The 22,705-nt window shown below is 70.2% G+C and carries 26 protein-coding genes; 1 reads left to right on the plus strand and 25 read right to left on the minus strand.

The window, feature by feature from the left end; translation table 11 throughout:
* Position 1: 1 nt before the first annotated feature.
* The 8 genes from fliQ to ABEA39_RS09265 form a co-directional block, all read right to left on the minus strand.
* On the minus strand, positions 2-277 hold the full coding sequence (gene fliQ / locus ABEA39_RS09230; RefSeq protein ID WP_345375550.1) for a flagellar biosynthesis protein FliQ: 276 nt from the start codon (positions 275-277) through the stop codon (positions 2-4).
* Positions 277-1,323, minus strand: a complete 1,047-nt coding sequence (fliP, locus tag ABEA39_RS09235) for a flagellar type III secretion system pore protein FliP (protein WP_345375552.1) — start codon at positions 1,321-1,323, stop codon at positions 277-279. Before fliP ends, fliQ begins: the two co-directional genes overlap by 1 nt.
* A complete protein-coding gene (locus tag ABEA39_RS09240; RefSeq protein ID WP_345375553.1) occupies positions 1,320-1,961 on the minus strand; it encodes a FliO/MopB family protein in 642 nt (213 codons plus the stop codon). Before ABEA39_RS09240 ends, fliP begins: the two co-directional genes overlap by 4 nt.
* A gap of 2 nt (positions 1,962-1,963) precedes the next feature.
* Positions 1,964-2,668, minus strand: coding sequence for a flagellar motor switch protein FliN (fliN, locus tag ABEA39_RS09245; protein ID WP_345375554.1), 705 nt, complete (start codon positions 2,666-2,668; stop codon positions 1,964-1,966).
* Positions 2,665-3,573: a flagellar motor switch protein FliM gene (locus ABEA39_RS09250; protein WP_345375555.1), complete on the minus strand. Its 909-nt coding sequence runs from the start codon at positions 3,571-3,573 to the stop codon at positions 2,665-2,667. Before ABEA39_RS09250 ends, fliN begins: the two co-directional genes overlap by 4 nt.
* Before the next feature lie 110 nt (positions 3,574-3,683).
* Positions 3,684-4,685 carry a flagellar motor protein MotB gene (locus ABEA39_RS09255; protein WP_345375556.1) on the minus strand — a complete coding sequence of 334 codons (1,002 nt, stop codon included), beginning with the start codon at positions 4,683-4,685 and terminating at the stop codon, positions 3,684-3,686.
* Positions 4,682-5,494, minus strand: a complete 813-nt coding sequence (locus ABEA39_RS09260) for a motility protein A (RefSeq protein ID WP_345375557.1) — start codon at positions 5,492-5,494, stop codon at positions 4,682-4,684. The genes ABEA39_RS09255 and ABEA39_RS09260 overlap by 4 nt, the downstream gene beginning before the upstream one ends.
* 1 nt (position 5,495) lies before the next feature.
* A complete protein-coding gene (locus ABEA39_RS09265; protein WP_345375558.1) occupies positions 5,496-5,768 on the minus strand; it encodes a flagellar FlbD family protein in 273 nt (90 codons plus the stop codon).
* A gap of 155 nt (positions 5,769-5,923) precedes the next feature.
* Between ABEA39_RS09265 and ABEA39_RS09270 the strand changes: the two genes are divergently transcribed.
* Positions 5,924-6,838, plus strand: coding sequence for a hypothetical protein (locus ABEA39_RS09270; protein ID WP_345375559.1), 915 nt, complete (start codon positions 5,924-5,926; stop codon positions 6,836-6,838).
* Between the two features lie 139 nt (positions 6,839-6,977).
* Here ABEA39_RS09270 and ABEA39_RS09275 read toward each other — a convergent pair whose 3' ends face one another.
* From ABEA39_RS09275 to ABEA39_RS09355, 17 genes are all read right to left on the minus strand, one after another.
* Positions 6,978-8,150 (minus strand): flagellar hook protein FlgE, encoded by a 1,173-nt coding sequence (locus tag ABEA39_RS09275; RefSeq protein WP_345375560.1) that lies wholly within the window; start codon positions 8,148-8,150, stop codon positions 6,978-6,980.
* A 50-nt stretch (positions 8,151-8,200) separates the two neighbouring features.
* Positions 8,201-8,674, minus strand: a complete 474-nt coding sequence (locus tag ABEA39_RS09280; RefSeq protein ID WP_345375561.1) for a flagellar hook assembly protein FlgD — start codon at positions 8,672-8,674, stop codon at positions 8,201-8,203.
* A gap of 13 nt (positions 8,675-8,687) precedes the next feature.
* Positions 8,688-10,646: a flagellar hook-length control protein FliK gene (locus ABEA39_RS09285; RefSeq protein ID WP_345375562.1), complete on the minus strand. Its 1,959-nt coding sequence runs from the start codon at positions 10,644-10,646 to the stop codon at positions 8,688-8,690.
* A complete protein-coding gene (locus ABEA39_RS09290; RefSeq protein WP_345375563.1) occupies positions 10,643-11,407 on the minus strand; it encodes a C40 family peptidase in 765 nt (254 codons plus the stop codon). Before ABEA39_RS09290 ends, ABEA39_RS09285 begins: the two co-directional genes overlap by 4 nt.
* Complete coding sequence (locus ABEA39_RS09295; RefSeq protein ID WP_345375564.1) at positions 11,404-11,931, minus strand: flagellar export protein FliJ; 528 nt, start codon at positions 11,929-11,931, stop codon at positions 11,404-11,406. Before ABEA39_RS09295 ends, ABEA39_RS09290 begins: the two co-directional genes overlap by 4 nt.
* Positions 11,931-13,256, minus strand: coding sequence for a FliI/YscN family ATPase (locus ABEA39_RS09300; protein ID WP_345375565.1), 1,326 nt, complete (start codon positions 13,254-13,256; stop codon positions 11,931-11,933). The genes ABEA39_RS09295 and ABEA39_RS09300 overlap by 1 nt, the downstream gene beginning before the upstream one ends.
* The gene (locus ABEA39_RS09305) at positions 13,253-13,888 is read right to left on the minus strand and encodes a FliH/SctL family protein (RefSeq protein ID WP_345375566.1); all 636 of its coding nucleotides are present in this window, start codon (positions 13,886-13,888) and stop codon (positions 13,253-13,255) included. The genes ABEA39_RS09300 and ABEA39_RS09305 overlap by 4 nt, the downstream gene beginning before the upstream one ends.
* A complete protein-coding gene (gene fliG / locus ABEA39_RS09310) occupies positions 13,881-14,906 on the minus strand; it encodes a flagellar motor switch protein FliG (protein ID WP_345375567.1) in 1,026 nt (341 codons plus the stop codon). The genes ABEA39_RS09305 and fliG overlap by 8 nt, the downstream gene beginning before the upstream one ends.
* The gene (gene fliF, locus ABEA39_RS09315) at positions 14,903-16,567 is read right to left on the minus strand and encodes a flagellar basal-body MS-ring/collar protein FliF (protein WP_345375568.1); all 1,665 of its coding nucleotides are present in this window, start codon (positions 16,565-16,567) and stop codon (positions 14,903-14,905) included. The genes fliG and fliF overlap by 4 nt, the downstream gene beginning before the upstream one ends.
* Entirely contained in the window at positions 16,567-16,908 is a 342-nt protein-coding gene (locus ABEA39_RS09320; protein WP_345375569.1) for a flagellar hook-basal body complex protein FliE, read from the minus strand. The genes fliF and ABEA39_RS09320 overlap by 1 nt, the downstream gene beginning before the upstream one ends.
* Positions 16,908-17,303: a flagellar basal body rod protein FlgC gene (locus ABEA39_RS09325; RefSeq protein ID WP_345375570.1), complete on the minus strand. Its 396-nt coding sequence runs from the start codon at positions 17,301-17,303 to the stop codon at positions 16,908-16,910. The genes ABEA39_RS09320 and ABEA39_RS09325 overlap by 1 nt, the downstream gene beginning before the upstream one ends.
* A 2-nt stretch (positions 17,304-17,305) precedes the next feature.
* Positions 17,306-17,647, minus strand: coding sequence for a flagellar basal body rod protein FlgB (locus tag ABEA39_RS09330; RefSeq protein WP_345375571.1), 342 nt, complete (start codon positions 17,645-17,647; stop codon positions 17,306-17,308).
* Positions 17,648-17,796: 149 nt separating this feature from the next.
* Positions 17,797-18,093, minus strand: coding sequence for a hypothetical protein (locus ABEA39_RS09335; RefSeq protein WP_345375572.1), 297 nt, complete (start codon positions 18,091-18,093; stop codon positions 17,797-17,799).
* Positions 18,086-18,550, minus strand: coding sequence for a flagellar export chaperone FliS (gene fliS, locus ABEA39_RS09340; RefSeq protein WP_345375573.1), 465 nt, complete (start codon positions 18,548-18,550; stop codon positions 18,086-18,088). Before fliS ends, ABEA39_RS09335 begins: the two co-directional genes overlap by 8 nt.
* Before the next feature lie 8 nt (positions 18,551-18,558).
* A complete protein-coding gene (fliD, locus tag ABEA39_RS09345; protein WP_345375575.1) occupies positions 18,559-19,968 on the minus strand; it encodes a flagellar filament capping protein FliD in 1,410 nt (469 codons plus the stop codon).
* Positions 19,969-20,155: 187 nt separating this feature from the next.
* Entirely contained in the window at positions 20,156-21,346 is a 1,191-nt protein-coding gene (locus ABEA39_RS09350) for a flagellin N-terminal helical domain-containing protein (RefSeq protein ID WP_345375577.1), read from the minus strand.
* 130 nt (positions 21,347-21,476) lie between these two features.
* Positions 21,477-22,301: a sigma-70 family RNA polymerase sigma factor gene (locus ABEA39_RS09355; protein ID WP_345375578.1), complete on the minus strand. Its 825-nt coding sequence runs from the start codon at positions 22,299-22,301 to the stop codon at positions 21,477-21,479.
* Positions 22,302-22,705 lie beyond the last annotated feature (404 nt).

A 22,705-nucleotide genomic window follows, 5' to 3' on the forward strand; every position in this document is an offset into this window, starting at 1 on the left:
ATCACGAACCGCCGAGGAGCGAGGGGATGCGGTCGAAGAGCGTGGTCGTGAACTGCACCATCGTCGAGATCATCCAGCTGCCGCACACCACGAGGGCGATGGCGACCGCGATGGCCTTGGGCACGAACGCGAGCGTCGGCTCCTGGATCTGCGTGATCGACTGCAGCAGCGAGATCGCGAACCCGACCACGAGGGACGTGATCAGGACGGGCGCTGCCAGCTTGCCGGCGACCAGGAGGGCCTGGATACCGATGTCGAGGACTCCAGCACTGTTCATCAGTTGTAACTCTCGATCAGGCTCTTGATGATGAGACCCCAGCCGTCCACGAGCACGAACAGCAGGATCTTGAAGGGGAGGGAGATCATGACCGGCGGCAGCATCATCATGCCCATCGACATCAGCGCGGCCGAGACGACCAGGTCGATGACGAGGAACGGCACGAAGATGACGAAGCCGATGATGAAGGCGCTGCGGAGTTCGGAGATCATGAACGCCGGGATCAGCGTGAGCATCGGGGTCTTGTCGATGCTGGCGGGGTTGGCTTTGTGCGCCGCGCGGGTCATCAGGGCGATGTCCTGCTCGCGGGTGTGCGGGGCCATGAAGCCCCGGATCGGCCCTTCGGCGAGCGAGATGGCGTGCTGGAAGTCGATCTTCCCGGCGAGGTAGGGCTGGAGCGAGAGGTCGTTCACGTGCATCAGGACGGGACCCATGATGAACAGCGACAGGAACAGCGCGAGTCCGGCGAGCACCTGGTTCGGCGGGATCGACTGGAGGCTGAGGGCGTTCCGGGTCATGGCCAGCACGACGAAGATCTTCGTGAAGCTGGTCATCATCAGGAGCAGGGCCGGCGCGACGCTGAGCAGCGTGATGCCGAGCAGCGTGACGATCGCGGTCGACGGGGTGCCGTCGGGTCCGTTGATGTTCACCGAGACGCCGTTGCTGCCCGCGGTCGGGACCGGGGTCGGAGTCGCGGGAGCCGTGGGGTCGACGGGTGCGACCGGTGCGGCGTGAGCCCCGGTGGAGGCGAGCAGCACGAAGCCGGCGACGAGGGCCAGCACGGCCACCACGATCAGGGTGAGGCGGAGGATGCGCGCCGTGCGCTCCTGGCGGGACACCGGCAGCTTCACCGAGGTCGTCAGCTTCGCGGGCCGAGGGGCGCCGTAGCCGAGGAGGCGGAACGCGAACGAGTACTGCGCGGCCGAGCGGAACAGGTGGGATGCACGGCCGACGAGGCTGGGCGACTGCGACCCGAAGAGGACCACCGTGGGCGCGGCGAACGGTGCCGCCGACCAGGTGGTGCGACGGGTGGGCGTGCGGGTCATGCGCGCTTCTGCGATCTCATGGCGGCGGCGGCCTGCTTCCAGGTGCTCGCCGAGAGGATGGAGCCGGCGAGGGGAGCGGCCGGAGTCGCACGCGGCGCGGCGGTGGAGGCCGCGGCGACGCCCCGGCGGTAGGGCGGCGTCGGGACGCGGGTGGCTCGGGCCGCCCGGCGGGAGCCGAGGGCCGGGACAGCGACGTGGGAGGCGGGGCCGACGTGGGCGCGGCCGGCGAGCGGGAGGTCGAAGGCGGGGGCGTCCGCGACGACGACGGCGGGGGCATCCTGCCGTCTCTGCTCGAGGTCGAGCGCCTCTTCGAAGGAGGGGGCCGCCGGAGCGACGACGGTCTCGAGGGGTGCGGCGACCGGGGCCAGGGCGGTGACCCGGGCGTCGGCAGGAGCCTGACCGGTGCTCAGGACGTTGACGGCGTGCTCGGTGACTCCGAGCACGTAGCGGACACCCTCGACGTCGACGACCGCGACGCTCGCCTTGCCCGAGATGCCCTGACGGGCCACCACGGTGACGTGCTTCGCGGACTTCGAGACGCGCCCCGACTTCGACACCTTGCGGTGGATCACCCAGAGGAGACCCAGCACGGCGCCGAGGGAGACGACGACCCGGAGGCCGGTGAAGAGGGTGTCCATCGTCAGTTCTGTCCCTCGGCGAGGTCGAGGATCTGCGTGATGCGGACGGCGTAGTCCTGGTCGACGACGACGACCTCGCCGTGGGCGATGAGTCGGCCGTTGAGGAGCACGTCGGCGGGGGCGCCGGCCGAGCGATCGAGCTCGATGACGGCGCCCGGCTCGAGGCCGAGGACGTCGCGGACCGACATGCGGGTGCGACCGATCTCGACGGTCAGGGCCATCTCGACGTTGTTGATGCGGCCGAGGCGGCCGCCGACCGAGGCGGTGGGGGCGATGGTCGACGCGGGGGCCATGACGGTGCCGTTCTCGCGGACGCGGATGACGAACCAGCCGACCGGGCGACCGGCGTCGACGAGCTCGAAGGTGATGCTGTCGACGTCGCCGGCGAGCTCGGTGGCACTCGCGGTGCGCACCTCGCCGAGCACGCCCACGCCGAGCGCGGCGGCCGCGGCGTCGAGGGCCGGACGGAGGAGGTCGGTCTGCTCGATGCGGGGGGCGTCGGGCGTCGCGTCGACGGAGCCGAGGTCGGTGACCACGAGGGCGAAGTCGGCCGAGACGGTGCCGACGAAGGACGCGGTGACCGCGCTGCCGAGGCGCTCGAACGGCACGGAGGCGGCGAGCTGGGTGACCAGCGGGACGCTCGAGGGGAGCAGCCCGGCCAGGGCCTTGGCGGCCGCCGTGTGCTGGGCGGTGACGGTCGTGGTCATGCGAGTCTCTCTTCGGTGGTGACGATGATGCCGGCGAGGCGCGAGCCGTTGGCGCCGACCGCGGCACGGCCGATGGCGATGCCGTCGATCGTGACGTCGAGGGGGCGGTGAGCCGGGTGCGGAAGGGGGAGGACGTCGCCGACGGCGAGGTCCAGGATCTCGTTCGGGAGGATCGGGGCCGAGACGAAGCGGAGGGAGACGTCGACCGGGACGGCGGCGAGCTGCGCGTCGACGAGCTCGCGGGCGTTGGCGGTGGTCGAGGTGGGGTTGGCGTCGCCGAGCTGCGGGAGGAGCACCTCGGCGGGGATCGCCAGCGTGGCCGGGGCCGCGGCGTCGCCGACGCGGATCTCGAACGAGGCGACGATCATCAGGTCGCTCTTGGCCGCGGCCTGGGCGAACTGCGAGTTGTACTGGAAGCCGCCGACGGAGATCGGGGCGACGAGCAGCGAGCCGAGCGAGTAGCGGAGATCCTCGAGGGCGTCGTCCATCAGGCGGCGCACGAGGGCCTGCTCGATGGGCGTGAACTTGCGCTCGGGGAGGTTCTGCGCGTGGTTGCCGCCCAGCATGTGGGTGACCCAGCCGAGCGCGGCGGCCGACGGGAACTGGATGACGGCCTTGGCGCTCGAGCCTTCGAGGGGGCAGAGGACCATGGCGGTCGTGGCGGGCAGGCCGGCGGCGAACTCGTCGTAGGTGGTCATGACGACCTGCTCGCAGGTGACCTGCGAGAGCACGCGCACCTTGGCGGTGAGCTGCGTTCCCCACTGGCGGGCGAACGTCTCGAAGCCGAGCTCGAGGACACGCGAGTGCTCTCGGGCCAGCGTCGTCGGACGCAGGAAGTCGTACACCTCGACCGAGCGCGCGGGCTTGCCCGGGATGCTCGTGGTGGTGTTGTCGAGGAGGGTCACGTGAAGAGTTATCGGCCGGACCCCGGACCCCGTTAGGAAAATGCCTCGATGAGTTGACTACTCGGTGGACGAGGGCTCTCTCCCGCGTGTGTTCTCCTGCTTCCTCGCTGCTACTTCGTGGCGCTGGCCTCCGCTGCGGCGAGTTGGGGGATGAGCGCGTTGACGTCGTCCTTCTGGTTGGAGAGGACCACGATGTCGACGCGGCGGTTCTTCGCCAGGTCGGCGTCGGACGTCCCCGTCGTCAGGGGGCGACTCGAGCCGTAGCCCACCGACTGGATCTGGTCGGCCGGCATCCCCCCGCGTTCGACGAGGTCGCGGAGCACGCCGGTCGCCCGCGCCGCGCTGAGCTCCCAGTTGGTGGCGTAGGGGGCGGTCGACTGCCGGGAATCGGCGTGGCCTTCGACCGAGACGCTGTGGCCGGAGGTCTTGAGGACCGGGGCGATGGCGTTCATCACCGACTTCGCGATCGTCGACAGGGTGGCCGAGTTCGAATCGAAGAAGGTCTCGGATCCCACGAGTCGAACGGTCAGCCCGCGCGAGTCGATCGTGAACTGGACGTCCTGGGTCATGCCCTCGGCGGCCAGGTTCTGGCTGATCTGCTTCTCGATCGCCGTGAGGTTGTCAACCTCGGATTGCGCGAGCTTCATGTTGGCCGCGGTCTGCTTGGCGGTCGGAGCCGAGGCGGCCTGCGCGGCGGCGACCGCGGAAGCGGCGACCTGAGCGGCGCTCGGTGCGGCCGTGGAAGCGGCCGTCGCCGAGCTGCCGTCCTGGGCGGCGGTCTTGTTCGTCTTGGAGTCGCCGTCCGTCGCGGAGGTCGTCGTCGCGTCCGTCTTGCTGACCGAGTAGCCCTTGCCGTCCTTCGTGGCGTCGGCGGCCTTCACGACCGTGCCGGACGCGGTGTCGATCTTGTTCGTCTTCGTCTCGCCGAAGCCGGTGGCCAGCGACTCCTTGAGCGCCATGAACTTGTGCTGGTCGACGCTCGACATGGCGAACAGGACGATGAAGAGGCACATGAGGACCGTGATCATGTCCATGTAGGACGCCATCCAGCGCTCGTCGGGATGCTCGTCCCCGTGCTCCTCGGCGTGACCCTTCTTGCGGCGGCTGCTCACGCCGCCACGTCCTCGTTCTCGGTGACCTTCTTCGACTTGACGACCTTGCCCTCGGCGGGCATGTCCACCTTCGGCACCATGGCGCGCAGACGCGAGCCGAGGAGGCGAGGCTGCGTGCCCTCCTGGATGGCGAGCACGCCCTCCATGAGCAGCGTCATGCGGGTGACCTCGAGCTCCATGACGCGCTTGACGCGGCCGGCCAGCGGCAGCCACATGAGGTTGGCGCTGATGAGACCCCAGAGCGTGGCGATGAAGGCGCTGGCGATCAGCGGGCCGAGCTTGTCGGGCGAAGAGAGGTTCTCGAGCACGTGGGTCAGCGACACGACGGTGCCGATGATGCCGACGGTGGGGGCGTAGCCGCCCATGCTCATGAAGAACTTCGCGCCCTGACGGGCCTGGGCCGTCCGGCCCTGGATCTCGTCCTCGAGCAGCTCGCGGAGCTCGTCGCCGTCGGTCCCGTCGGCCACGCTCTGCAGCGCGCCCTTGAGGAACGGGTCGTCAACGCCTTCGGCCTCCTGCTCGAGGGCGAGGAGTCCGTTGGCGCGCGCCTTCTCGGCGATCGAGACGAGGTCGTCGATGGCCTTCGAGGCATCGTGCTTCTTCGCCAGGATCGACGGGAGGATCACCTTGAACGAGTTGATCGTGTCCTTGAGCGCACCGGAGGCGATGCCGACGCCGAGAGTCGTGCCGAACACGAGGATCAGCGGACCGGGTAGGAAGATCGACATGATCGAGACGTGCTCGATCGTCATCATGCCGATGAGGGCGCCGAAGGCGAGGACGGCGCCGATGAGGGTGGCCGGATCCATGTCAGATCCCCTTCCGGGTGAAGGGGGCGGGATCGTTCGGCACGAGGGCGAGCGCCGGCTGCGGCTGCTCGTGGTCCTCCCGCACGTAGGCGAGCGACACGATGCGGGAGCGGTATCGGGCCACGAGGTCGATGACCTGGGCCATCGACTCCCGGACGATGTACTTCGCTCCGTCCACCATCACGAGGGTGGTGTCGGGGTTCTCTGTGATTCGCTCGATCAAGTCGGGGTTGATCGCGAACTGACTGTCATTGAGTCGTGTGACAACGATCATCGGCCCGTCCTAGGTCTGTGTTCTCGCGGTCCATCCGTGTCCCGCGAAGAGCGCTTCCTGCGCTGCTACATCTCTCTATCGGCCGGGGGTGCGGGGGCGTTAGGCGCGGGGGCCTGCATCCTTCGTCCGGACTTTCGTATGTAGTATTTCGAGTCGTGAAAAAAACTCTCTCCCTCTCCCTCGTCGCCGGGCTCTGCCTGGCGCCGCTCGCTGCGACCCCGGCGCTCGCGGCCACGACTCCCCCGACCTCGACGACCACGACCGCCGCAGTCGCAGTCCCTGTCCCTGTCCTCGAGGAGGTCCGCATCGCCGACGATGGGATCAAGACGGTCAAGGCCTTCGTCACGTTCTCCGGTTCGACCGAGGACGGCTTCTACGTCCTGTTCAACCCGGACAACGGCGACAACGACAACGCGACCGTCGGCGCCGACGGGAAGATCCGCGGCAGCGTCCAGCTGAGTCCGGGGGCTTTGAACGCCCTCGAGTTGCACGTGTACCACGGGTCCGACGAACCCGTGATCGTGCCGTTCGAGGCCGACGACCGCCGGAGCTTCGGCGCCCCGGAGGTCGACATCGTCGAGCACGCGGATACCGGTCGTGCCGATGTAACCGTCACCGGCGAGGTCGGTGCCCGAGTGCGGCTGTACGACGCCCGAGGGAACGGCGTCGCGACGGCCGATCTCGAGGCCTCGTCGCATACCTTCGACATCCCGTTGCCGAGGGTCGCCGCTACCTACACGGCCACGCAGAAGAAGGACGCCTACGAGACACCGGGCACCCCGTTCGACCTCGGCGCGATCGATCCTGCTCTCCTCCCCGACGCGCCGAAGGCCGAGGCCGTCTACCGCGACGCATCACGCGTACTTCTCGACGTCAAGGCCGAGGCGAGGACGGTCATCAAGGTGCGAGACGAGGACGGGCGGATCATCGGCTGCCGCATGGTCCCGGCGGGCGGCACGTCGCAAGTCTTCGTGCCGCTCGGGTCCGACGAGGTCGACGTCACCGTGACGCGCGGCACGACGGAGTCCGAAGCGACGCCGGTGGATCTGACGGCGGCACCCACGCGATGACGCCGGCCCCGCGCATCCCACGCTCTCGGCGCTTCGGGTTGCGGGCGCAAAACACGTATCCCGGACAACAGGACCTGCCGCGGCGGGTCTGGTTGTCCGGGATACGTCGTGCGGCGCGAGCCGCGATGGAACGCAGGAGCTAGCGCTTGAGGTTGACGAGCTCCTCGAGCACCGAGTCGCTGGTGGTGATGATGCGGGCGTTCGCCTGGAAGCCGCGCTGGGCGACGATCAGGTTGGTGAACTCCTGCGAGAGGTCGACGTTCGACATCTCGAGCACGCCGCCGGAGAGGGCGCCGCGGCCGGCGCTGCCCGGGTCGCCGAGGGTGGCCTGGCCGGAGTTGGCGGTGACGGTGTAGCCCGAGTCGCCGACCTTCTCGAGGCCCGCGGGGTTGGTGAAGGTGGCGAGCGCGATGCGGCCGAGGCTCGCCGACTGGCCGTTCGAGAAGGAGCCGACGAGCGTGCCGTCCTTCGAGATCGTGTAGCCGTCGAGCGTGCCGGCCTGGCGGCCGTCGACGTCGGAGATGGCGACGGTCGAGAGGGTCGCGTAGCCGGTGACGCCGGAGAGGTCCGCGGTCACGCCCGCGACGCTGACCGAGCTGGCGCCGGTCTGGGTGCCGTTCGTGAAGGCGAGCGAGGTGGTGCCGGTGGCTCCGGTGCCGTCGCTGCCGGCGACGTCCCAGCCGGCCGCGGTCTTCGTGAAGTTCAGCGCGAGGGTGCGCTTGTTGCCGGCGGTGTCGTAGGCGTCGACGTCGCGGGTCAGCACGGTGCCGGTGGCGGCGTCGGAGGGCAGGTTGCCCGCGACGGTCGCCTTGGTGGTGGCCTGGGCCGGGTTGGTCAGGCCGACCGGCAGGGTCAGGTCGGTGAGCGCGCCGCCCTCGTTGACGACGCCGTCGGTGGCCGGGTAGCCCTGGACGATCTTGCCGTCGGGGGTGGTCAGGCGACCCTGGTCGTCGAAGTCGAACGACCCGGCGCGGGTGTAGACGTTCTGGTTGCCGTTGCGGGTGACGAAGAAGCCCTCGCCCGAGATCATCAGGTCGGTGGCCTTGCCTGTCGACTGCGCCGAGCCCTGCGAGAAGTTCGTCGAGATGCCGGCGACCTGCACGCCGAGGCCGATCTGGGCGGGGTTCGTGCCGCCGAGGCCCTCCTGCGGTCCGCCGGCGCCCTGCGTCATCTGCGAGAGGGTGTCCTGGAACACGGCGGAGGACGACTTGAAGCCGACGGTGTTGACGTTGGCGATGTTGTTGCCGGTCACGTCGAGCATGGACTGGTGGGCGCGGAGGCCGGCGATGCCGGAGTAGAGCGAACGGAGCATGGTCAGTGCCTTTCGAAAGGTGTGGTGTGGGGAGAAGAGCGGGGAGGGTTCTACACGGCCGACGCGGCGGCTGCCGCGGCGATCGCTGCCGCCGAAGTGGCGGAAGTCTGGTCGATGACGCCGGAAATCGAGTCGAGGGCGATCGACTTGCCTCCGACGGTGACGGTCGGCACCGAGTTCGCGAACGACACGGCGGTGGCCGTCCCGGTCACGGAGTTGCCCGAGGCGTCGTCGTACGACACCTGCTTGCCGACGAGGTTCGCCGCCGAGATGCGCATCTGCAACGAGAAGTTCTCGTTGCCGGTGGTCGTGTTCGCGGTGATCTGCTGCATCTGAGCGAGCTGCGTCGTCTGCGTGATCATCGCGTTGGTGTCCATCGGCGACGACGGGTCCTGGTTCTGGAGCTGCTTGATCAAGAGGTCCATGAACATGTCGCTGTCCATCGTCTGCTTGGGAGCAGCCGTGGTGGCCGTGGTGGCGGGGACGGAGGTCGAGACCGTTCCGGTGATTCCGGTGAGTGCCATGGTCGTGTTCCTTTCAGGCCATCACGTCGATGGAGGGGGCGGAGAGGCCGAGAGCGCGGGATGCACTGCTCGCCGTGGTGAGGTCGGTGTCGGTGGCTGCGGGGCCGGTGCGGTCGGTGCCGTCGACTCGGTCGCCTCTCGAGAGGCGGGGGTCGTGCATCCCGCCGGCTTGGGGGTTCTGGCCCGGCTGGCCTTGCTGGCCCGTCTGCCCTGCGCCCGCTCGCGCGTCCATCAGGGCCTGCGCGTTCTGGCCGGCGTTGCTGCCGCCGTTGCCGCCGTTGCTTCCGTTGCCGGAGGGCTGGTTCTGGCTTGAGAGGTCGAGGCGGGTCGTGACGCCCTGCTGGGCGAGGTCCTTGCGGAGGTCGCCGAGGATCCCGCGCACCGCGTCGCGGCCGGCGTCCGACTGCGCGAAGAGCTCGACGTGCATGCTCGTCGCGCTGACGTGGGCCCGGACGGTGACGGGCCCGAGGGCGTCGGGCGACACCTGCACGGTCACGACGTGCTCGCCGGGGCCGGCGTGCGCGAGGGTGAAGATCGGGCGGGCGAGCTGCTGCGGGAGGGACTGCTGCGGCGCGGCGGGGGTCGGCTGGGCCGCTGCTGCTGCGGTGGTCGGGGTGGCGAGGGCGACCGGGGCCGCTGCTCCGGCCACGCCCGCGGCGTCGGCGAGCGCCGAGGAGAACGACGAAACGGGGGATGCACTGCTCGCGTCGGCACCGCGGGTCGCGTCGCTCGCGGTGCGGGCGGTGGGCCCGGCGGCGCTTGTCGCGGAGGTGCCCTGCCGGCCCGCGCTCTGCCGGCCGTCGCTCTGGCCGGTGCTCTGCTGGCCGGCGCTCTGGCCGGTGGTCTGGCCCGTGCTCTGGCCGGTGGTCTGGCCCGTGCTCTGCTGGCCTGCTCCGGTCACGACCGGAGTGGTCGGGGTGGATCCCGCCGGTGCGGATGTCGCCACCGGGGCGGCAGCGGGCGCTGCCGAGGGAGCTGCGGTCGCCGTCACGATCGGGGAGGAGTCCGCGTGCGTGGAGGTCGGGACAGGAGCGGCCGGGTCGGCGGTCGCGGCGACGGGCGACGCTGGGGCGACGGGTGCAGCTCCGAAGACGGAGGCGGCTGCGGCGGGCCCGAATGCGGCGGCGGCCACCGCGGCGGCTCCGGCTGTGACACCGGCAGCACCCGTGGCACCCGGAGCGGTGTTCGCGACGAGGGGGGACGTCCCAGCGGCCGTCGCAGCAGCCTGGGCTGCAGCACCCTCGGCGGGCGATTCTCCGGTGCCCGCCAGGCCCAGCGCCTGAGCTGCCGCGCCGCCGGTCTGCGCGGCTGCAGCCAGTGCCGTCTGCGCAAATGGCGAGCGATTCGCGGCTGCCGGCGCGGTCGAGGCCTGAATCTGTGCATCCCCCGCTCCGAATTGCTCGACATGTGCGACAAGAAGGGCAGCCGGCACCGAGCCACCGAGGATCGAGGAGATCTGCGCCGCGCCAAGCGAAGAGGCCGGAGTTTCCGGTGCCGTCGCCGCGTCGTCCGCCGAATCTCCTCGCAATTGTGCGGGGGTGGCGGGGGCGGGGGCGGCGGCAGCAGGGACAGCAGCAGTCACGAGGGATGCGGCCACGGCGGCATCCGGGGTGGAACCGCCGTCGTTCTTCCCGGCGGAGTCGGCAGAGTCGGCGGAGGACGAGACCGCGGCGCGGTGCCGGAAAGCCGGGTGAGCGGCTCGGGCGTCGTCGTCGCGGCGGACGGCGGGACGGGCATCCCGCGGGCCGACCTCGGTCGAACGGTCGGCGGCCGACGAAGCCGCACGGGAACGGTCGTCGGCATCCCGAGGCGTGGTTCCCCGAGTGTCGGAGCGCACGGCCGCGAGGGTGTCGGCGAAGGCGTCGGCACCGTCCGCAGAGGCGGAGGCGGACGACGAGCCGGAAGCGGACCGCGACGAGACGGACGAGGAGCGGGCCGGCGCGGCCGAGGGGACGAGGTTCAAGGCGCTCATGCGGAGGCTCCCGAGTTCAGCAGCTGCTGCATCATGGCCGTCAGCATGTCGGTCTGGGTGGAGGAAGAGGACGAGAGGGACGACAGCGACGAGAGGGACGACAGCGACGAGGAGGAAGAAAGGGAGGAGAGCGACGCCGACGCAGAGGCGGCCGCGGCGGCCTGCACGTCCGAGGTCGCCGGCACGATGCGGCGGATGCTGCCGATCTGGTCGGAGGTCAGCCACTCCTTCCGCTCGACGACGTTCTCGCCGGGCTTCGGAGCCTCGATGATCATGCCGTTGCCGGCGTAGATCTGGATGTGGCCGCTGCCCTTCTCGACGATCAGGTCGCCGGGCTTCGCCTGAGCGAGCGACGGCACGGCGACGCCGACCTTGGCCTGGTCGGGGACGACGCGGGGCATCGTGACGCCCTTGTCCTTGAAGACGGTCTGCACGAGGCCCGAGCAGTCCATGCCCGAGGTGGTCGTGCCGCCGAAGACGTACGGGACGCCGAGGTACTTGCGGGCATCGGCCACGATGTCGTCGCCGGTGGTGCCGTTCTGCACGAGGCCGGCGGAGGTCGAGGTGATCGGCGTGGCGGTCGAGGCGGCGGACGTCGCATCCGTGGAGGTTCCCGCCGCGGCGAGCGCGGCGGCGAACGACGTGGACGAGTCGGCGGAGTCCGTCGAGTCGGTCGACGAGGTCGACAGCGAGCCGGTCTGGATCTGCTGGATGTGGGACTGGATCTCGCTGATGCGCGAGAGGGCGTCGGTGACGCTCATGCGGGGCTCCCTGAGGGCGAGACGGCGGGCGAGCCGGAGGGCGGGACGGCGGGCGAACCCGAAGACGACGCAGCGGGCGCGACCGCGGGCGGGGAGGCGGAACCCCGCGTGTGCGCAATCGAGGCGATCTCGTCGAGGGCGATCTGCTCGACCCGGAGGTCTTCGGCGGCGGCGGCCTCGGCGTGCCGGGTCTCGAGCTTCTCGAGGGCGATCGACCGGGCGCGGGCCGCGTTGAACTCGGCCTGGGCGAGATCGGCGGATGCACGGTGCTGGGCCGCGATGGCGTCCAGTTCGGTGAGCATCCCCCGCGTCGAGGCCCGGGCGGCGGCGATCGCGTTCAGAGTCGCGGCGTCGGTGACGACCGACTTGTTGCCGACCGCCCCTTCGAGCGTGTGCTCGACCGAGGCGCGGCGCTCGGCGATCTCGCCGACGCGGTTGTTCGCGGCGGCGAGCTCGGCCATGGCCTGCTTCTGCTGGGCGTGGCGGACACGAAGGAGTCCGGAGAGCGAGAACGGGGAGGCCATCAGTGGGTCCCTCCGAGCATGCGCACCAGGGCGGCGAGCTGGGCCCAGGCCGCATCGGTCGGGGTCTGGTCGTCCATCCGCTGCTGCAGGAAGGCGTCGATGTCGCGCTGGTGGTCGACGGCAGCGTCCACGAGCGGGTTGGTGCCGCGCACGTACGCGCCGACGTCGATCAGGTCCTGGGCCTGCTTGCGGGCGGCCATGACGGTCCGCAGCATCCGTGCATCCCCCGACTGGCCCGGGGTGATGACCTTGGAGGCGACGCGCGAGATCGAGCCGAGCACGTCGATCGACGGGAAGTGGCCCGTGACGGCCAGCTTGCGGTCGAGCACGATGTGGCCGTCGAGGATGCTGCGGGCGGCGTCGGCGATGGGCTCGTTGTGGTCGTCGCCGTCGACGAGGACCGTGTAGAGACCGGTGACGGAGCCGACCGTGTCGGTGCCGGCGCGCTCGAGCAGCGTCGCGAGGGTGGAGAACGTCGACGGCGGGTAGCCGCGGGTCGCCGGGGGCTCGCCGACCGAGAGGCCGATCTCGCGCTGGGCCATTGCGACGCGGGTGAGCGAGTCCATCATCAGCACGACGTCGGCGCCCTGGTCGCGGAACGACTCGGCGATGCGGGTGGCGACGAAGGCGGCGCGGAGGCGCATGAGCGCGGGCTCGTCCGACGTGGAGACCACGACGATCGAGCGGGCGAGACCCTCGGGGCCCAAGTCGTCCTCGAGGAACTCGCGCACCTCGCGGCCGCGCTCGCCGACCAGCGCGACGACGGAGACCTGCGCGTCGGTGCCGCGGGCGATCATCGACAGGAGCGACGACTTGCCGACGCCGGAACCGGCGAAGAGGCCGAGTCGCTGGCCGCGACCGACGGCGGTCATCGTGTCGAGGGCGCGGACGCCGAGCTGCAGCGGGGACGCGATGCGGGCGCGCTGCATCGAGTTGGGGGCGGCGTGGTCGAGAGGCACCATCGCGTCGAAGCGCAGCGGCCCTTTGCCGTCGATCGGACGGCCGAGGCCGTCGAGCACGCGGCCGAAGAGACCGCGACCGGTGGGGACGAGGAGCGGGCGACCGGTGGGACGCACGGGCATGCCGGCGTGGATGCCAGTCATCGGCGCGAGGGGCATGCAGCGGATTCCCTCGGTCGTGGCGGCGACGACCTCGGCGAGGCGCGGCTCGTCGTGGGGGCCGCCGATCGAGACGATCTCGCCGATCGCCGAGTCGAGGCCGGAGACGGTCAGGCCGAGGCCGACGACGCTCGACACGATGCCGACGCGCTGGGGGCGGGCGGCGTGCGCGGCGTCCGCGATGCGGTCTTCGAGGAGGAGGCTCATGCGACACCGCCCGGGGCGGAAGCCGGGGCGCCGGCGCCGAGCAGTGCCGTGCGGGCGCGGTCGAGGGCCGTGCCGAGGGCGGCGTCGATGAACCCGTCGCGGAGGTCGGCCACGGCGTCGCCGCGCTGCAGGGAGGCGTCGGCGACGAGGGTCACGCCGAGCTGGTCGGACGTGTCGGCGTCGAGCACCGAGAGGTCGGTGGGGTTGAGGCGCACGGCGACGACGTCGGCCGGGTCGACCACGGTCAGGGCGCGAGTGAGCGCCGCGACCACGGACGAGCCGGGGTTCTCCCGCACCTCGTAGCCGAGGATCGCCTCGGCCAGGGTCAGGGCGGTGGCGACGAGGGTCTCCTGGGTCTCGGTCCGCAGGGCGATCTGACGGGCGTCGAGGGATGCGGCTGCCGCACTGAGCACGGAGACCGCGAGCTGGGTCCGGGCGGCGGCGTGCGAGACGGCGGCGTCGCGTTCCGCCTGCAGGGAGGCGCGCAGGGCGGCGGTCTCGGCGGCGGCGGCACGGAGGCCCGCAGCGTATCCGGCGGCATAGCCGCGGGCGTTCGCGTCGGACTCGAGCTGCACGGTGCCGGGATCGCGGAAGACCGGGTAGGCGACCGGCGAGAAGGCGAGGTCACTCAACGAGGGCCTCCTCGTCGCCGCGCTGCAGCGTGATGACGCCGTCGGCCTCGAGCTCGCGGATGGCGCGGACGACCGAGGCGCGGGCCTCTTCGACCTGCGACAGGCGCACGGCGCCGGCGGCGCGGATCTCGTCGTCCAGGAGCTCGCGGTTCCGCTCGGAGACGTTGGTCCGGATGATCTCGGTGATCGCCTCGGCGGCGCCCTTCATGGCGAGCGCGAGCACGGCCGCGTCGATGCCGCGCAGCACCTGCTGGATGTCGCGGGCCTCGAGCTTGACGATGTCGTCGAAGGTGAGCATGCGCGAGCGGACCTCGTCGGCGAGCGCGGGGTCGCGCTCCTGGAGGGCCTCGAGCAGCAGCTTCTCGGTAGCGGCGTCGGACCGGTTGATGATGTCGACCAGCGGCTGGATCCCGCCGACGACCGTGGTCTGCTCGCGCGGGGCCACGACGGCGCCGGCGCGGACCTTGAGGGTCTGCGCGACGATGCCGACGGCCTCGGGCGTGGCGGAGCCCATCGTGGCGATGGCCTGCGCGACGTCGGTGCGGACCGAGGAGTCGAGCCCGGTGAGCACGGCGGAGGCCTGGTCGGCCTTGAGGTGGGCGAGGACGAGCGCGATCGTCTGCGGCAGTTCGCCGTCGAGGAGGGTGAGCAGCTGGCCGGAGTCGGCGCCGTCGAGGAACTCGAACGACTTCCCCGCCATCGACGAGGCGAGGCGCTCCATGACGCCGGCGGCCTTCTCGGTGCCGAACGAGGCCTCGAGGAGTCCGACCGCGAAGTCGCGACCGCCGCGGGCCGAGACCCGGCCGCGGGTGGTGAGGGTGTGGAACTCGGCCACGGTGTCGTCGGCGACCGCGCCGTCGACCCGGCGCATGCGCACCAGCTCGGCGGTGATCTCCTCGGCCTCGGCCTCGCTGAACTTCTGCATGACCGTGGCGGCCTGCGTCTGATCCATCTGCATCAGGATGACGGCGACCTTCTGGACACCGGTCAGCTGGGCCTGGGCGGCGACGGGGCTCATACGCTCTGCCGGTCGTCGAGGAGACCGCGGAGGAGCTCGGCCGTCTTGTCGGGGTCGGCGGCGGCGAGCGCGTCGATCTCGGCGCGCTGGCGCTCGGCGGAAGCGTTCTCGGGGGCGACGGGAGGCAGGGCTGCCGGCGCGGCCGAGGCGGCGGCGGAGGACTCGAGGAGTCGGCGGGCCGCCTGGTCGTCGAGGGCCAGGGGCTGGGTGGGGGCATCCCCCGGCCAGGTCGTCGCGACCGACGAGATCTCGCCGAGGTCGATGTCCTCGCGGCTCTGCTTGCGACCGCGGCGGGCCAGCAGGACCATCGCGACGATGATCGGCAGTGCGATGCCGCCGACGACGAGGCCGGTGTGGATCATCGACGCGGTGGCGGCGCTGGCGGCTGCGGCGTCGGCCGACTTGAGGGCGGCGGCGGCCTGCTTGGCTCCGGCGTTGTTGAAGTCGACGGCCTGCACGGTGAGCGAGTCGCCGCGGCTGAGGTCGATGCCGGCGGCCTTCGACACGAGGTCGTTGATGTTCGACATGCTCAGGTTGCCCGCGACCGACTTGTTGATCGCGACCGAGACGGTCTGCTTCTTCAGTACGCCGGAGGGGATCGTGGTGGTCTCGGTGGTCTTGTCGATGGAGTTGTTGACCGTCGAGGACTCGTTGACGTAGCCGTTGCCGGTGCCGCCCGCCGCCGAGGTGGAGGAGTCGGACGGGACCGCGATGTTGTCGGGGCCGAGCACGCCGGTGGCGCCCGTGCCGCTCGAGCCGCCGGAGCCGGCGTAGGACTCCTTGGTGCTGGACTCGCTCAGCGGGGCCGGCGTGCCGGTCGGCGTCGAGTAGGACTCGGAGACCTTGGTGCCCGAGGACTGGTCCATGTCGGCCGCGACGACGACGGTGGAGTTGCCGGCGCCCACGACCTTGTCGAGCATCGCCTGGATGCTGGTCTGCACCTGCGTGTCGTAGTCGCCCGCCTGCTGCGACGACGACCCGGTGGTGCCGCCGCCGACGGTCGACAGCACGTCGCCCTTCGAGTCGACGACGTTGACGTCGGTGGCCTTCATGCCCTCGACGGAGGCCGAGGTGAGGTGCACGATCGCCTGGACCTGGGTGTCGGTGAGGGTGACGCCCGGCATGGTCTCGACGAACACGGAGGCCGTGGGGTCGGTGGTCTTGTCGGCGAAGACGGTCTGCTGCGGGATCGCGAGCTGGACGCTGGCGGCCTTGACGCCGTCGAGCGACTCGATCGTCTTGGCGAGCTCGCCCTCGATCGCGCGCTTGTAGGTCGTGTTCTGCGTGAACTCGGAGGCCGTCACGCCCATCTTGTCGAGGAGCGAGTAGCCGCCGGTGTTGTCGGCGGGGAGCCCGGCCGAGGCGGCCTTGAGGCGCTCGGCGTAGACGTCGGACTGCGGCACGAGGATCGTGTTGCCGCCGTCGGTGAGCTGGTACGGCACGTTGTCGGTCTGCAGCTGCGTGACGACGCTCGACGCGTCGGCGGCGGCGAGGCCCGTGAACAGCGGCGTGTACGACGGCTTCGACAGGAACGACGAGAGGGCGACGGAGCCGAGGATGAGCACGGCGATGCCGATGACGGCGAGCGTGCGCTGGGCGATGGTGAAGGCCTGGATGCGGGCGCCGAGCCCTTGGAGCATCTGGCGGAGTGCGGGGGGCATCAGGCCTGCATGTTCATGATCGAGTTGAACGCGTCGACGCCCTTGTTACGGACGGCGGAGACGAGCTCGAGGGTGACCTGCGCGCGGGTCGCGGCGATCGTGGCGGTGTGGATGTCGTCGGCCGTGCCGGTGACGGCCTTGACCGCGAGGTCGGCCGACTGGCCCTGCAGCGACTGCAGGCCGTCGATGACGCTGCCGAAGCCCGAGGCGCCGGCGGTGGGGGTGGCGTCGAGACCGTTGACGGAGGACGCGTCCTGGACCTCGCCGACCGTCGTCGTCGTGCTCGAGGGAGCGACGGTCGAGGAGACCGGGAAGGCTCCGTTGATGGGCGAAAGAGGCATCAGTTGCGTCCGATCTCGAGGGCGGCCTCGTAGGCGGTCTTGGCGCGGTCGACGACGGCGGCGTTGGCCTGGTAGCCGCGCTGGGCCATGATCAGGTCCGACATCTGCGTGCCGAGGTCGATGTCGGGGAGACGGACGTAGCCGTCCTTGTCCGCGATGGGGTTGCTGGGGTCGTAAGTCAGACGGCCGGCGGCCGAGCCGAGGGTCGTGCTCTTGACGTAGGCGCCGGAGACGCCCGCACCCTCCTGCACCTCGACGTAGCGCGCCTGGAAGGCGGCGCCGGAGGTGGGCTTGGCGGTGTTGACGTTGGCGATGTTGTCGGAGATGGCGTCGAGCCAGTGGCGGTGGACCGTGAGACCGGTGCTCGCGATCCCGATCGCGTCGAACATCCCCATGACTAGCCGTCCTTCAGGACAGCGCGGACGGCCGTGAGCTGCTGGCTCTCGGCCTGCGTGGCGAACTGGTACTGCAGCACGGTGGTCGTGTTCGACAGCGTCTCGGTGTCGAGATTGACGTTGTTGCCGTTGGTGTTCGTCGGCTCGAGCGAGCGCGAGATGGTGGCCTCGACGGAGCCGTTGCCGTTCTTGACCGAGGCGGCCAGGGCGTCTTCGAACGACACCCGCTCGGCCGTGTAGCCGGGGGTGTTGATGTTCGCGATGTTGTTGGCGATGGCCTTCTGGCGCATCGACAGCCCGTCGAGGGCGCTCTCCAGGGCTTTGGAGGTCACGGATTCCAGCACGATTGCTCGCTTCGCGTTCACTGCGGAGGGGCGGCCGATCCGTGGCCTGAGGAGTGAGCGATCCGTGCTCACAACCCTCTATCGGCCGGTGAGGCTTCGACGTTAGAGAAGAGCTGAGAGAAAGTGCGGGGGATGTTCGGGGCTGGCGTTCAGCCGGTGACGTCGAGGTACACCGAGCGCTCCGCGGCACGGGGCGACGGGACCGTCTTCAGGGCGGCGAGGTGCGCGAGGACGCCGCGCTGCGCATCCTTGATCCGCTGGAAGGCGCCCTTCTGGGCGGCCTCGACGGCGCGGGCCCGCGGCACCAGATCGTCCGGCAGCGGGCCGAGATCGCGGGGGGTCGACGCGGTGGGGACGAACGACGCGTCGCCGGCTCCGTCGACCAGGGCCTCCATCTCGGCGAGCGCGTCGAGCCAGGCGGCTCGCGTCTCGTCCGACCTAGCCAATTCCGAGGCTCCCGCCGAGTGAACCGCTGCCCAGGAAGGTCGGGCTGTCCATCGTCGCGGCGCCCGAGGCCGGCGTGAGGTTCGCCGCTTCGTGCCAGGCCTCGCGGAGCGGCTCGAGCAGGGTGATGCACTCGCGCGTGAGGCTCGAGTCGCGGTGGATGTTCGCGTTGATCAGCGCCGTGCGCACGTAGGAGTAGAGCGCCTGGAGGCCTTCGGCACCGTCCCAGAGGTCGACGCGGAGCGAGGAGGTGAGCTCGGCGACGATCGCCTGCGCGTGCAGGAGGTTGTCGGAGGCGATCTGCCAGCTCGAGCCGAGCTGGGCGGCTTCGGCGCGGCCCAGGTCGAGGAGGAGGCGGTCGTACAGCATCGTGAGGAGGCGGACGGGCGTGGCCGAGAGGACTGCTTCGCGTCCGTAGGCGTCGCGCTGGGCGGTGGTGCCGCCGTAGGTGAGGGTCATGACGGCTCCTAACCGGTGTAGGTGGTGGGCAGGCCCGCGAGCGAGCTGGTGAGCGAGGAGGACTGCGACTGCAACGAGGCGAGCTGCGTCTCGAGCGTGGAGTACTGGCTCTCGAGGGCGGCCCGGCGGGCGGTGAGACGGAGGTCCCACTGGCTGACTTGGCTGTTGAGGTCGGTGACGATCGACTGCTGGCCGGTGATCTCGCCCGTGAGCGTGCCCTGGTACTTGTCCGAGGAGCTGTTGGCGGCGTCGGCGACGCGCGAGGCGATCGTCGAGAGCATCTTCTGGGTGCCGGCCGGGTCGTTGGCGAGGGCGGTGGCGAACTTCGTCTGGTCGAAGTCGAACGAACCGTCCTTGTTGATGCTGATGCCGTACTCGGACGGCGAGTGGCCGTCGACGGGCATCGACGCCGCCGAGACGATGGCGTCGTTGGCGTCGCGCACGGTGCTGTCGCCGGTGAACGGGCCGCCCGAGACGACCTTGTTGCCGGCGGAGTCGGTGCTGTTGACTACGGCGCTCTTCGTGGCGATGGACGCGAGGACGCCGTTGATCCCGGTCACGAGCGCCGATGCCGTGGCGCCGGCGGTCGTGGTGTCCTGCGCGACGGTGACGGTCACGGGGTCCGACGAGGCCTTGCTGACGGTGACGCTGACGCCCGGCAGCAGGTCGGAGAACGTGTTGGTCGCCGAGGTGATCGTCTGCTCGGCCGCGGTTCCGGCGAACAGGGTGACCTGCGCATCCTGCGCCGTCTTGATCACGGCGGAGCCGCTCTGGGCGAGGATGTTCGTGGCGGTTCCCGCGGTGACGTCGCTCGAGGTCCCGGAATAGACCTGGAAGTCGCTCGCCGCGCCGGTGGCCGAGGCCGAGAACTGGATGCGGTACTGAGCGACGCCGTTCGCGTCGGTTCCGGACGCGACCTTGAGGGCCTTGACGCCGGCCGTCGACGAGTTGACCGCCGACACGATGTCGTCGATGGACGACGAGGCCGGGGTGATGTCGGTCGCCTTGCCCGTCGAGTCGACGAGGGTGAGCGCCGGGGTGGAGCCCGATCCGCCGGCGGGCCAGGAGGTCATGGCGGCGCTGACGCCGACCTTGGCCTGGGCGACGGCGCCCACGACGAGGTCGAACGAACCGGCCGACGCCGAGGTGCCGGTAGTGGCCGTGACGTTGGTCGACGAGCTGCTCGCGGTGAAGGCCGCCAACGACGTCGGGGCCTTGGTCGTGGTGGCCAGGGTCGCGAGCGAGGCGATCTGGGTGTTCAAGGTCTGCAGAGCCGTGATGGTCGTCTGCGTCGAGGTGACCTTGGCCTTCAGGTCGGTCTGGGGCTGCGACTCCGCAGTCATCAGGGAGTTGATCAGCGAGGTCGTGTCGAGGCCGGAGACGAGGCCGTCGATGCCGAGGCCGGAGACGGAGGACATGCGCTGCTCCCTTCGAGAAGAGCGTCGGGAGAGGCGGGGCCGTGGGATGCACGGCGGGGGTTGGTCCGTGGAGGGGACGAAAGGGGACCCGAACTTCCTCTTTCGTCCCGCATCCACGGAAGGGTGACGCTGGTGGTGCTGGTGTTACCGAGTTACTGCGGTGATGCCCTGTCGTCTACCCGGACGACTAGCCGCGGAGCAGCGAGAGAACGCCCGAGGTGGACTGGTTCGCCTGCGCGAGCATGGCGGTACCGGCCTGCGACAGGATGTTCGCACGGGTGTACTTGACCATTTCCGACGCCATGTCGGTGTCGGTGATGCGCGACTCGGCGGCGGTCAGGTTCTCCGAAGCGACGTTGGTCACGTTGATGGCGTGGTCGAAACGGTTCTGGACCGCACCGATGCCGGCACGAGCGGTCGAGACTGCGGTGATCTGCAGGTCGATGGCCGTGATGGCGGCCTGCGCGTGAGCAGCCGTGTCGAACTTGATGCCCGTGGTGGCCGCAGCCGTCGAGCCGGTGCCGAGGCCGGCGGCCGCAGGCGCCGTCGTGTCGACCACGCCGCCGTCCTTCGCCGTGACCGTGATGCCGGTCGAAGCGCCGTTGGCGTCCTTGTCGACGCTCACGGTGTACTTCGAGTTGAACGACGAGTCGCTCGTCAGCTTGGCGGCGTACTCGTCGACGCTGGCGAACTTGCCGCCGGCCGCCGAACCCGTGAGGGTGCCGGTGGTGACGCTGGTGGTGACGCCGCCGGAGACCGACGAGAAGGTCGACTTGCCGGCGGCGAGCGTGGCGGTGTCGACGGTGAAGGTGGTTCCACCGGTGGCCGTGGTGCCGGAGGCCAGGGTGTTCGCGATGTTCTTGACGTTGGCGCCGGAGAGGTCGACCGTGATCTGGCTCGCGGCGTCGCCGTTCGCACCGACCTGGAAGTTGAGCTTGCCGGAGCCGCCGCCGGCGGAGCCGTCGAGCAGGTTGATGCCGTTGAAGTTGGTGGAGCTGGAGATGCGGGTGAGTTCGTCCGAGAGGGACGAGACCTCGGTGGTGATCGCTGCGCGCGAGGCGTCGTTGTTCGAGTCGTTACCGGCCTGAACGGCGAGGTCACGCATGCGCTGGAGGATGGACTGCGTTTCGGTCAGGCCACCTTCCGCGGTCTGGACGACGGAGACGCCGTCCTGGGCGTTGCGAGCGGCGACCGTGAGGCCACCGACCTGCGACTTGAGTCCCTCGGAGATGGCGAGGCCTGCAGCGTCGTCAGCAGCGCGGTTGATGCGGAGACCCGAGGACAGCTTCTCGAGCGAGGAGCCGAGGGCGTTCTGCGTGCTGTTGAGGTTGCGGTAGGTGTTGTTCGCCGCGAGGTTGGTGTTGATCTGGAAACCCATGGTGATGCTCTCTTCCGTGAATGGTGTGGGGTGTTCTGCCGCCCATCCGTGGGCTGACACTTGTGACTATCGGCGGCTGCTCTGCCGGCGTTAGTGGATCTTCGAAAAACTTTTCCGGGGGATGCCCGGGCTACGACGCGACGGCCTGGCGCTGCACGCCGGCCTCGTCGTGGAGGGCCATCCCGATCCCGACGACCGCATTGCTGGCGACACGGGCCAGGTAGGCGGCGCGACGGGCGGGGGCCGTCTTCGCCTCGAGGACGACGGGCGCCTCGGGGTTCTCGGCGTAGTGCGTGTTCATCGCGTCGCGGAGGAGGCGGACGGCCTCGGTGCGCTGCTGCGAGACGGCCGAGTGCGTGATGCCGAGCTCGTCGGCGATCTCGGTGACGGTGCGGTCGCCGAAGTAGACGTTCTCGACGATGAAGCGCATCTTCTCCGGCAGGGCCTCGACGGCGGCGCGGAGGAAGCGGGTGCGCTCCTGCTCGAGGAGGGTCTCCTCGGGAAGGATGATGTCGGCGGAGAGCTGGTCGGCGACGGTCTCGTCGATGGTGGTCACGGTCCGTGCGGCGTCGGTCAGGGCATCCGTGGCCGTCTGCCGGTCGACACCGAGGGAGGAGGCGATCTCGTCGACCGAAGGCGTGCGACCCAGGGCCGCGGTGAGCGTCTCCTGCGTGGCGAGGGTCTCCTTGATGCGCTTGCGGGTGCCGCGGCTGGCCCAGTCGCTCGAACGCATGTCGTCCGCGAACGAACCCTGGATGCGGGTGCGGGCGTAGGCGCCGAAGGGGACGCCCTGCGTGGGGTCGAATGCGTCGGCCGCCTGGACGAGGGCGAGCGCGCCGACACTGGAGAGGTCGTCGCGGCTGAGGTGAGTGGCCCGGGCGCACAGCTCGGAGACGAGGTAGCCGACCAGGGGCAGGTGGGTGACCACGAGCTCGTTGCGTTCGGTGCGGTTCATCGTTCCCCCAAGGGCGTGAGTGGGCAGGACGAATCGACTCGGCGTCAAGGCGCGCCGAAGAGATTCGGGAAGTGGTGTGTTCCGAGCGATGGCCCGCCAGATGGTGGTCCGCGTCGCTGCCGGGGTGATCTCCCGGTACCTCAACGCTAGGAGACGGAGGGGGACGAAAACTAGGGAGAAATGGCCCCACTCCGGGGGTTCGGGGTGTCGTCATTTTGGAGGACACGGGCCGGAAATCAGGCTTAATCACCCCCGGAAGGGGTGTTGTTTCGGGGTACACGGATCCGAACTTTCCCGAAGTCGCACCAATCCGTTCCGAGGACCGCTCCGGGGGATGCCGCCTCCCCTTCTCAGGAGGACTTGTGGCGACCGCCTTACGGTGTGCGGGCCCCGGCCGATAGTTC

The organism is Frondihabitans cladoniiphilus (genome assembly GCF_039544345.1).
Classification (GTDB): domain Bacteria; phylum Actinomycetota; class Actinomycetes; order Actinomycetales; family Microbacteriaceae; genus Frondihabitans; species Frondihabitans cladoniiphilus.

Excerpts from the sequence above, each read along its gene's own strand:
- fliQ (WP_345375550.1), bottom strand. The coding sequence starts at position 277 with ATGAACAGTGCTGGAGTCCTCGACATCGGTATCCAGGCCCTCCTGGTC.
- fliP (WP_345375552.1), bottom strand. The coding sequence starts at position 1,323 with ATGACCCGCACGCCCACCCGTCGCACCACCTGGTCGGCGGCACCGTTC.
- ABEA39_RS09240 (WP_345375553.1), bottom strand. The coding sequence starts at position 1,961 with ATGGACACCCTCTTCACCGGCCTCCGGGTCGTCGTCTCCCTCGGCGCC.
- fliN (WP_345375554.1), bottom strand. The coding sequence starts at position 2,668 with ATGACCACGACCGTCACCGCCCAGCACACGGCGGCCGCCAAGGCCCTG.
- ABEA39_RS09260 (WP_345375557.1), bottom strand. The coding sequence starts at position 5,494 with ATGGATCCGGCCACCCTCATCGGCGCCGTCCTCGCCTTCGGCGCCCTC.
- ABEA39_RS09265 (WP_345375558.1), bottom strand. The coding sequence starts at position 5,768 with ATGATCGTTGTCACACGACTCAATGACAGTCAGTTCGCGATCAACCCC.
- ABEA39_RS09275 (WP_345375560.1), bottom strand. The coding sequence starts at position 8,150 with ATGCTCCGTTCGCTCTACTCCGGCATCGCCGGCCTCCGCGCCCACCAG.
- ABEA39_RS09280 (WP_345375561.1), bottom strand. The coding sequence starts at position 8,674 with ATGGCACTCACCGGAATCACCGGAACGGTCTCGACCTCCGTCCCCGCC.
- ABEA39_RS09285 (WP_345375562.1), bottom strand. The coding sequence starts at position 10,646 with ATGAGCGCCTTGAACCTCGTCCCCTCGGCCGCGCCGGCCCGCTCCTCG.
- ABEA39_RS09290 (WP_345375563.1), bottom strand. The coding sequence starts at position 11,407 with ATGAGCGTCACCGACGCCCTCTCGCGCATCAGCGAGATCCAGTCCCAC.
- ABEA39_RS09295 (WP_345375564.1), bottom strand. The coding sequence starts at position 11,931 with ATGGCCTCCCCGTTCTCGCTCTCCGGACTCCTTCGTGTCCGCCACGCC.
- ABEA39_RS09300 (WP_345375565.1), bottom strand. The coding sequence starts at position 13,256 with ATGAGCCTCCTCCTCGAAGACCGCATCGCGGACGCCGCGCACGCCGCC.
- fliG (WP_345375567.1), bottom strand. The coding sequence starts at position 14,906 with ATGAGCCCCGTCGCCGCCCAGGCCCAGCTGACCGGTGTCCAGAAGGTC.
- fliF (WP_345375568.1), bottom strand. The coding sequence starts at position 16,567 with ATGCCCCCCGCACTCCGCCAGATGCTCCAAGGGCTCGGCGCCCGCATC.
- ABEA39_RS09320 (WP_345375569.1), bottom strand. The coding sequence starts at position 16,908 with ATGCCTCTTTCGCCCATCAACGGAGCCTTCCCGGTCTCCTCGACCGTC.
- ABEA39_RS09325 (WP_345375570.1), bottom strand. The coding sequence starts at position 17,303 with ATGGGGATGTTCGACGCGATCGGGATCGCGAGCACCGGTCTCACGGTC.
- fliS (WP_345375573.1), bottom strand. The coding sequence starts at position 18,550 with ATGACCCTCACCTACGGCGGCACCACCGCCCAGCGCGACGCCTACGGA.
- fliD (WP_345375575.1), bottom strand. The coding sequence starts at position 19,968 with ATGTCCTCCGTCTCCGGCCTCGGCATCGACGGCCTCGTCTCCGGCCTC.
- ABEA39_RS09350 (WP_345375577.1), bottom strand. The coding sequence starts at position 21,346 with ATGGGTTTCCAGATCAACACCAACCTCGCGGCGAACAACACCTACCGC.
- ABEA39_RS09355 (WP_345375578.1), bottom strand. The coding sequence starts at position 22,301 with ATGAACCGCACCGAACGCAACGAGCTCGTGGTCACCCACCTGCCCCTG.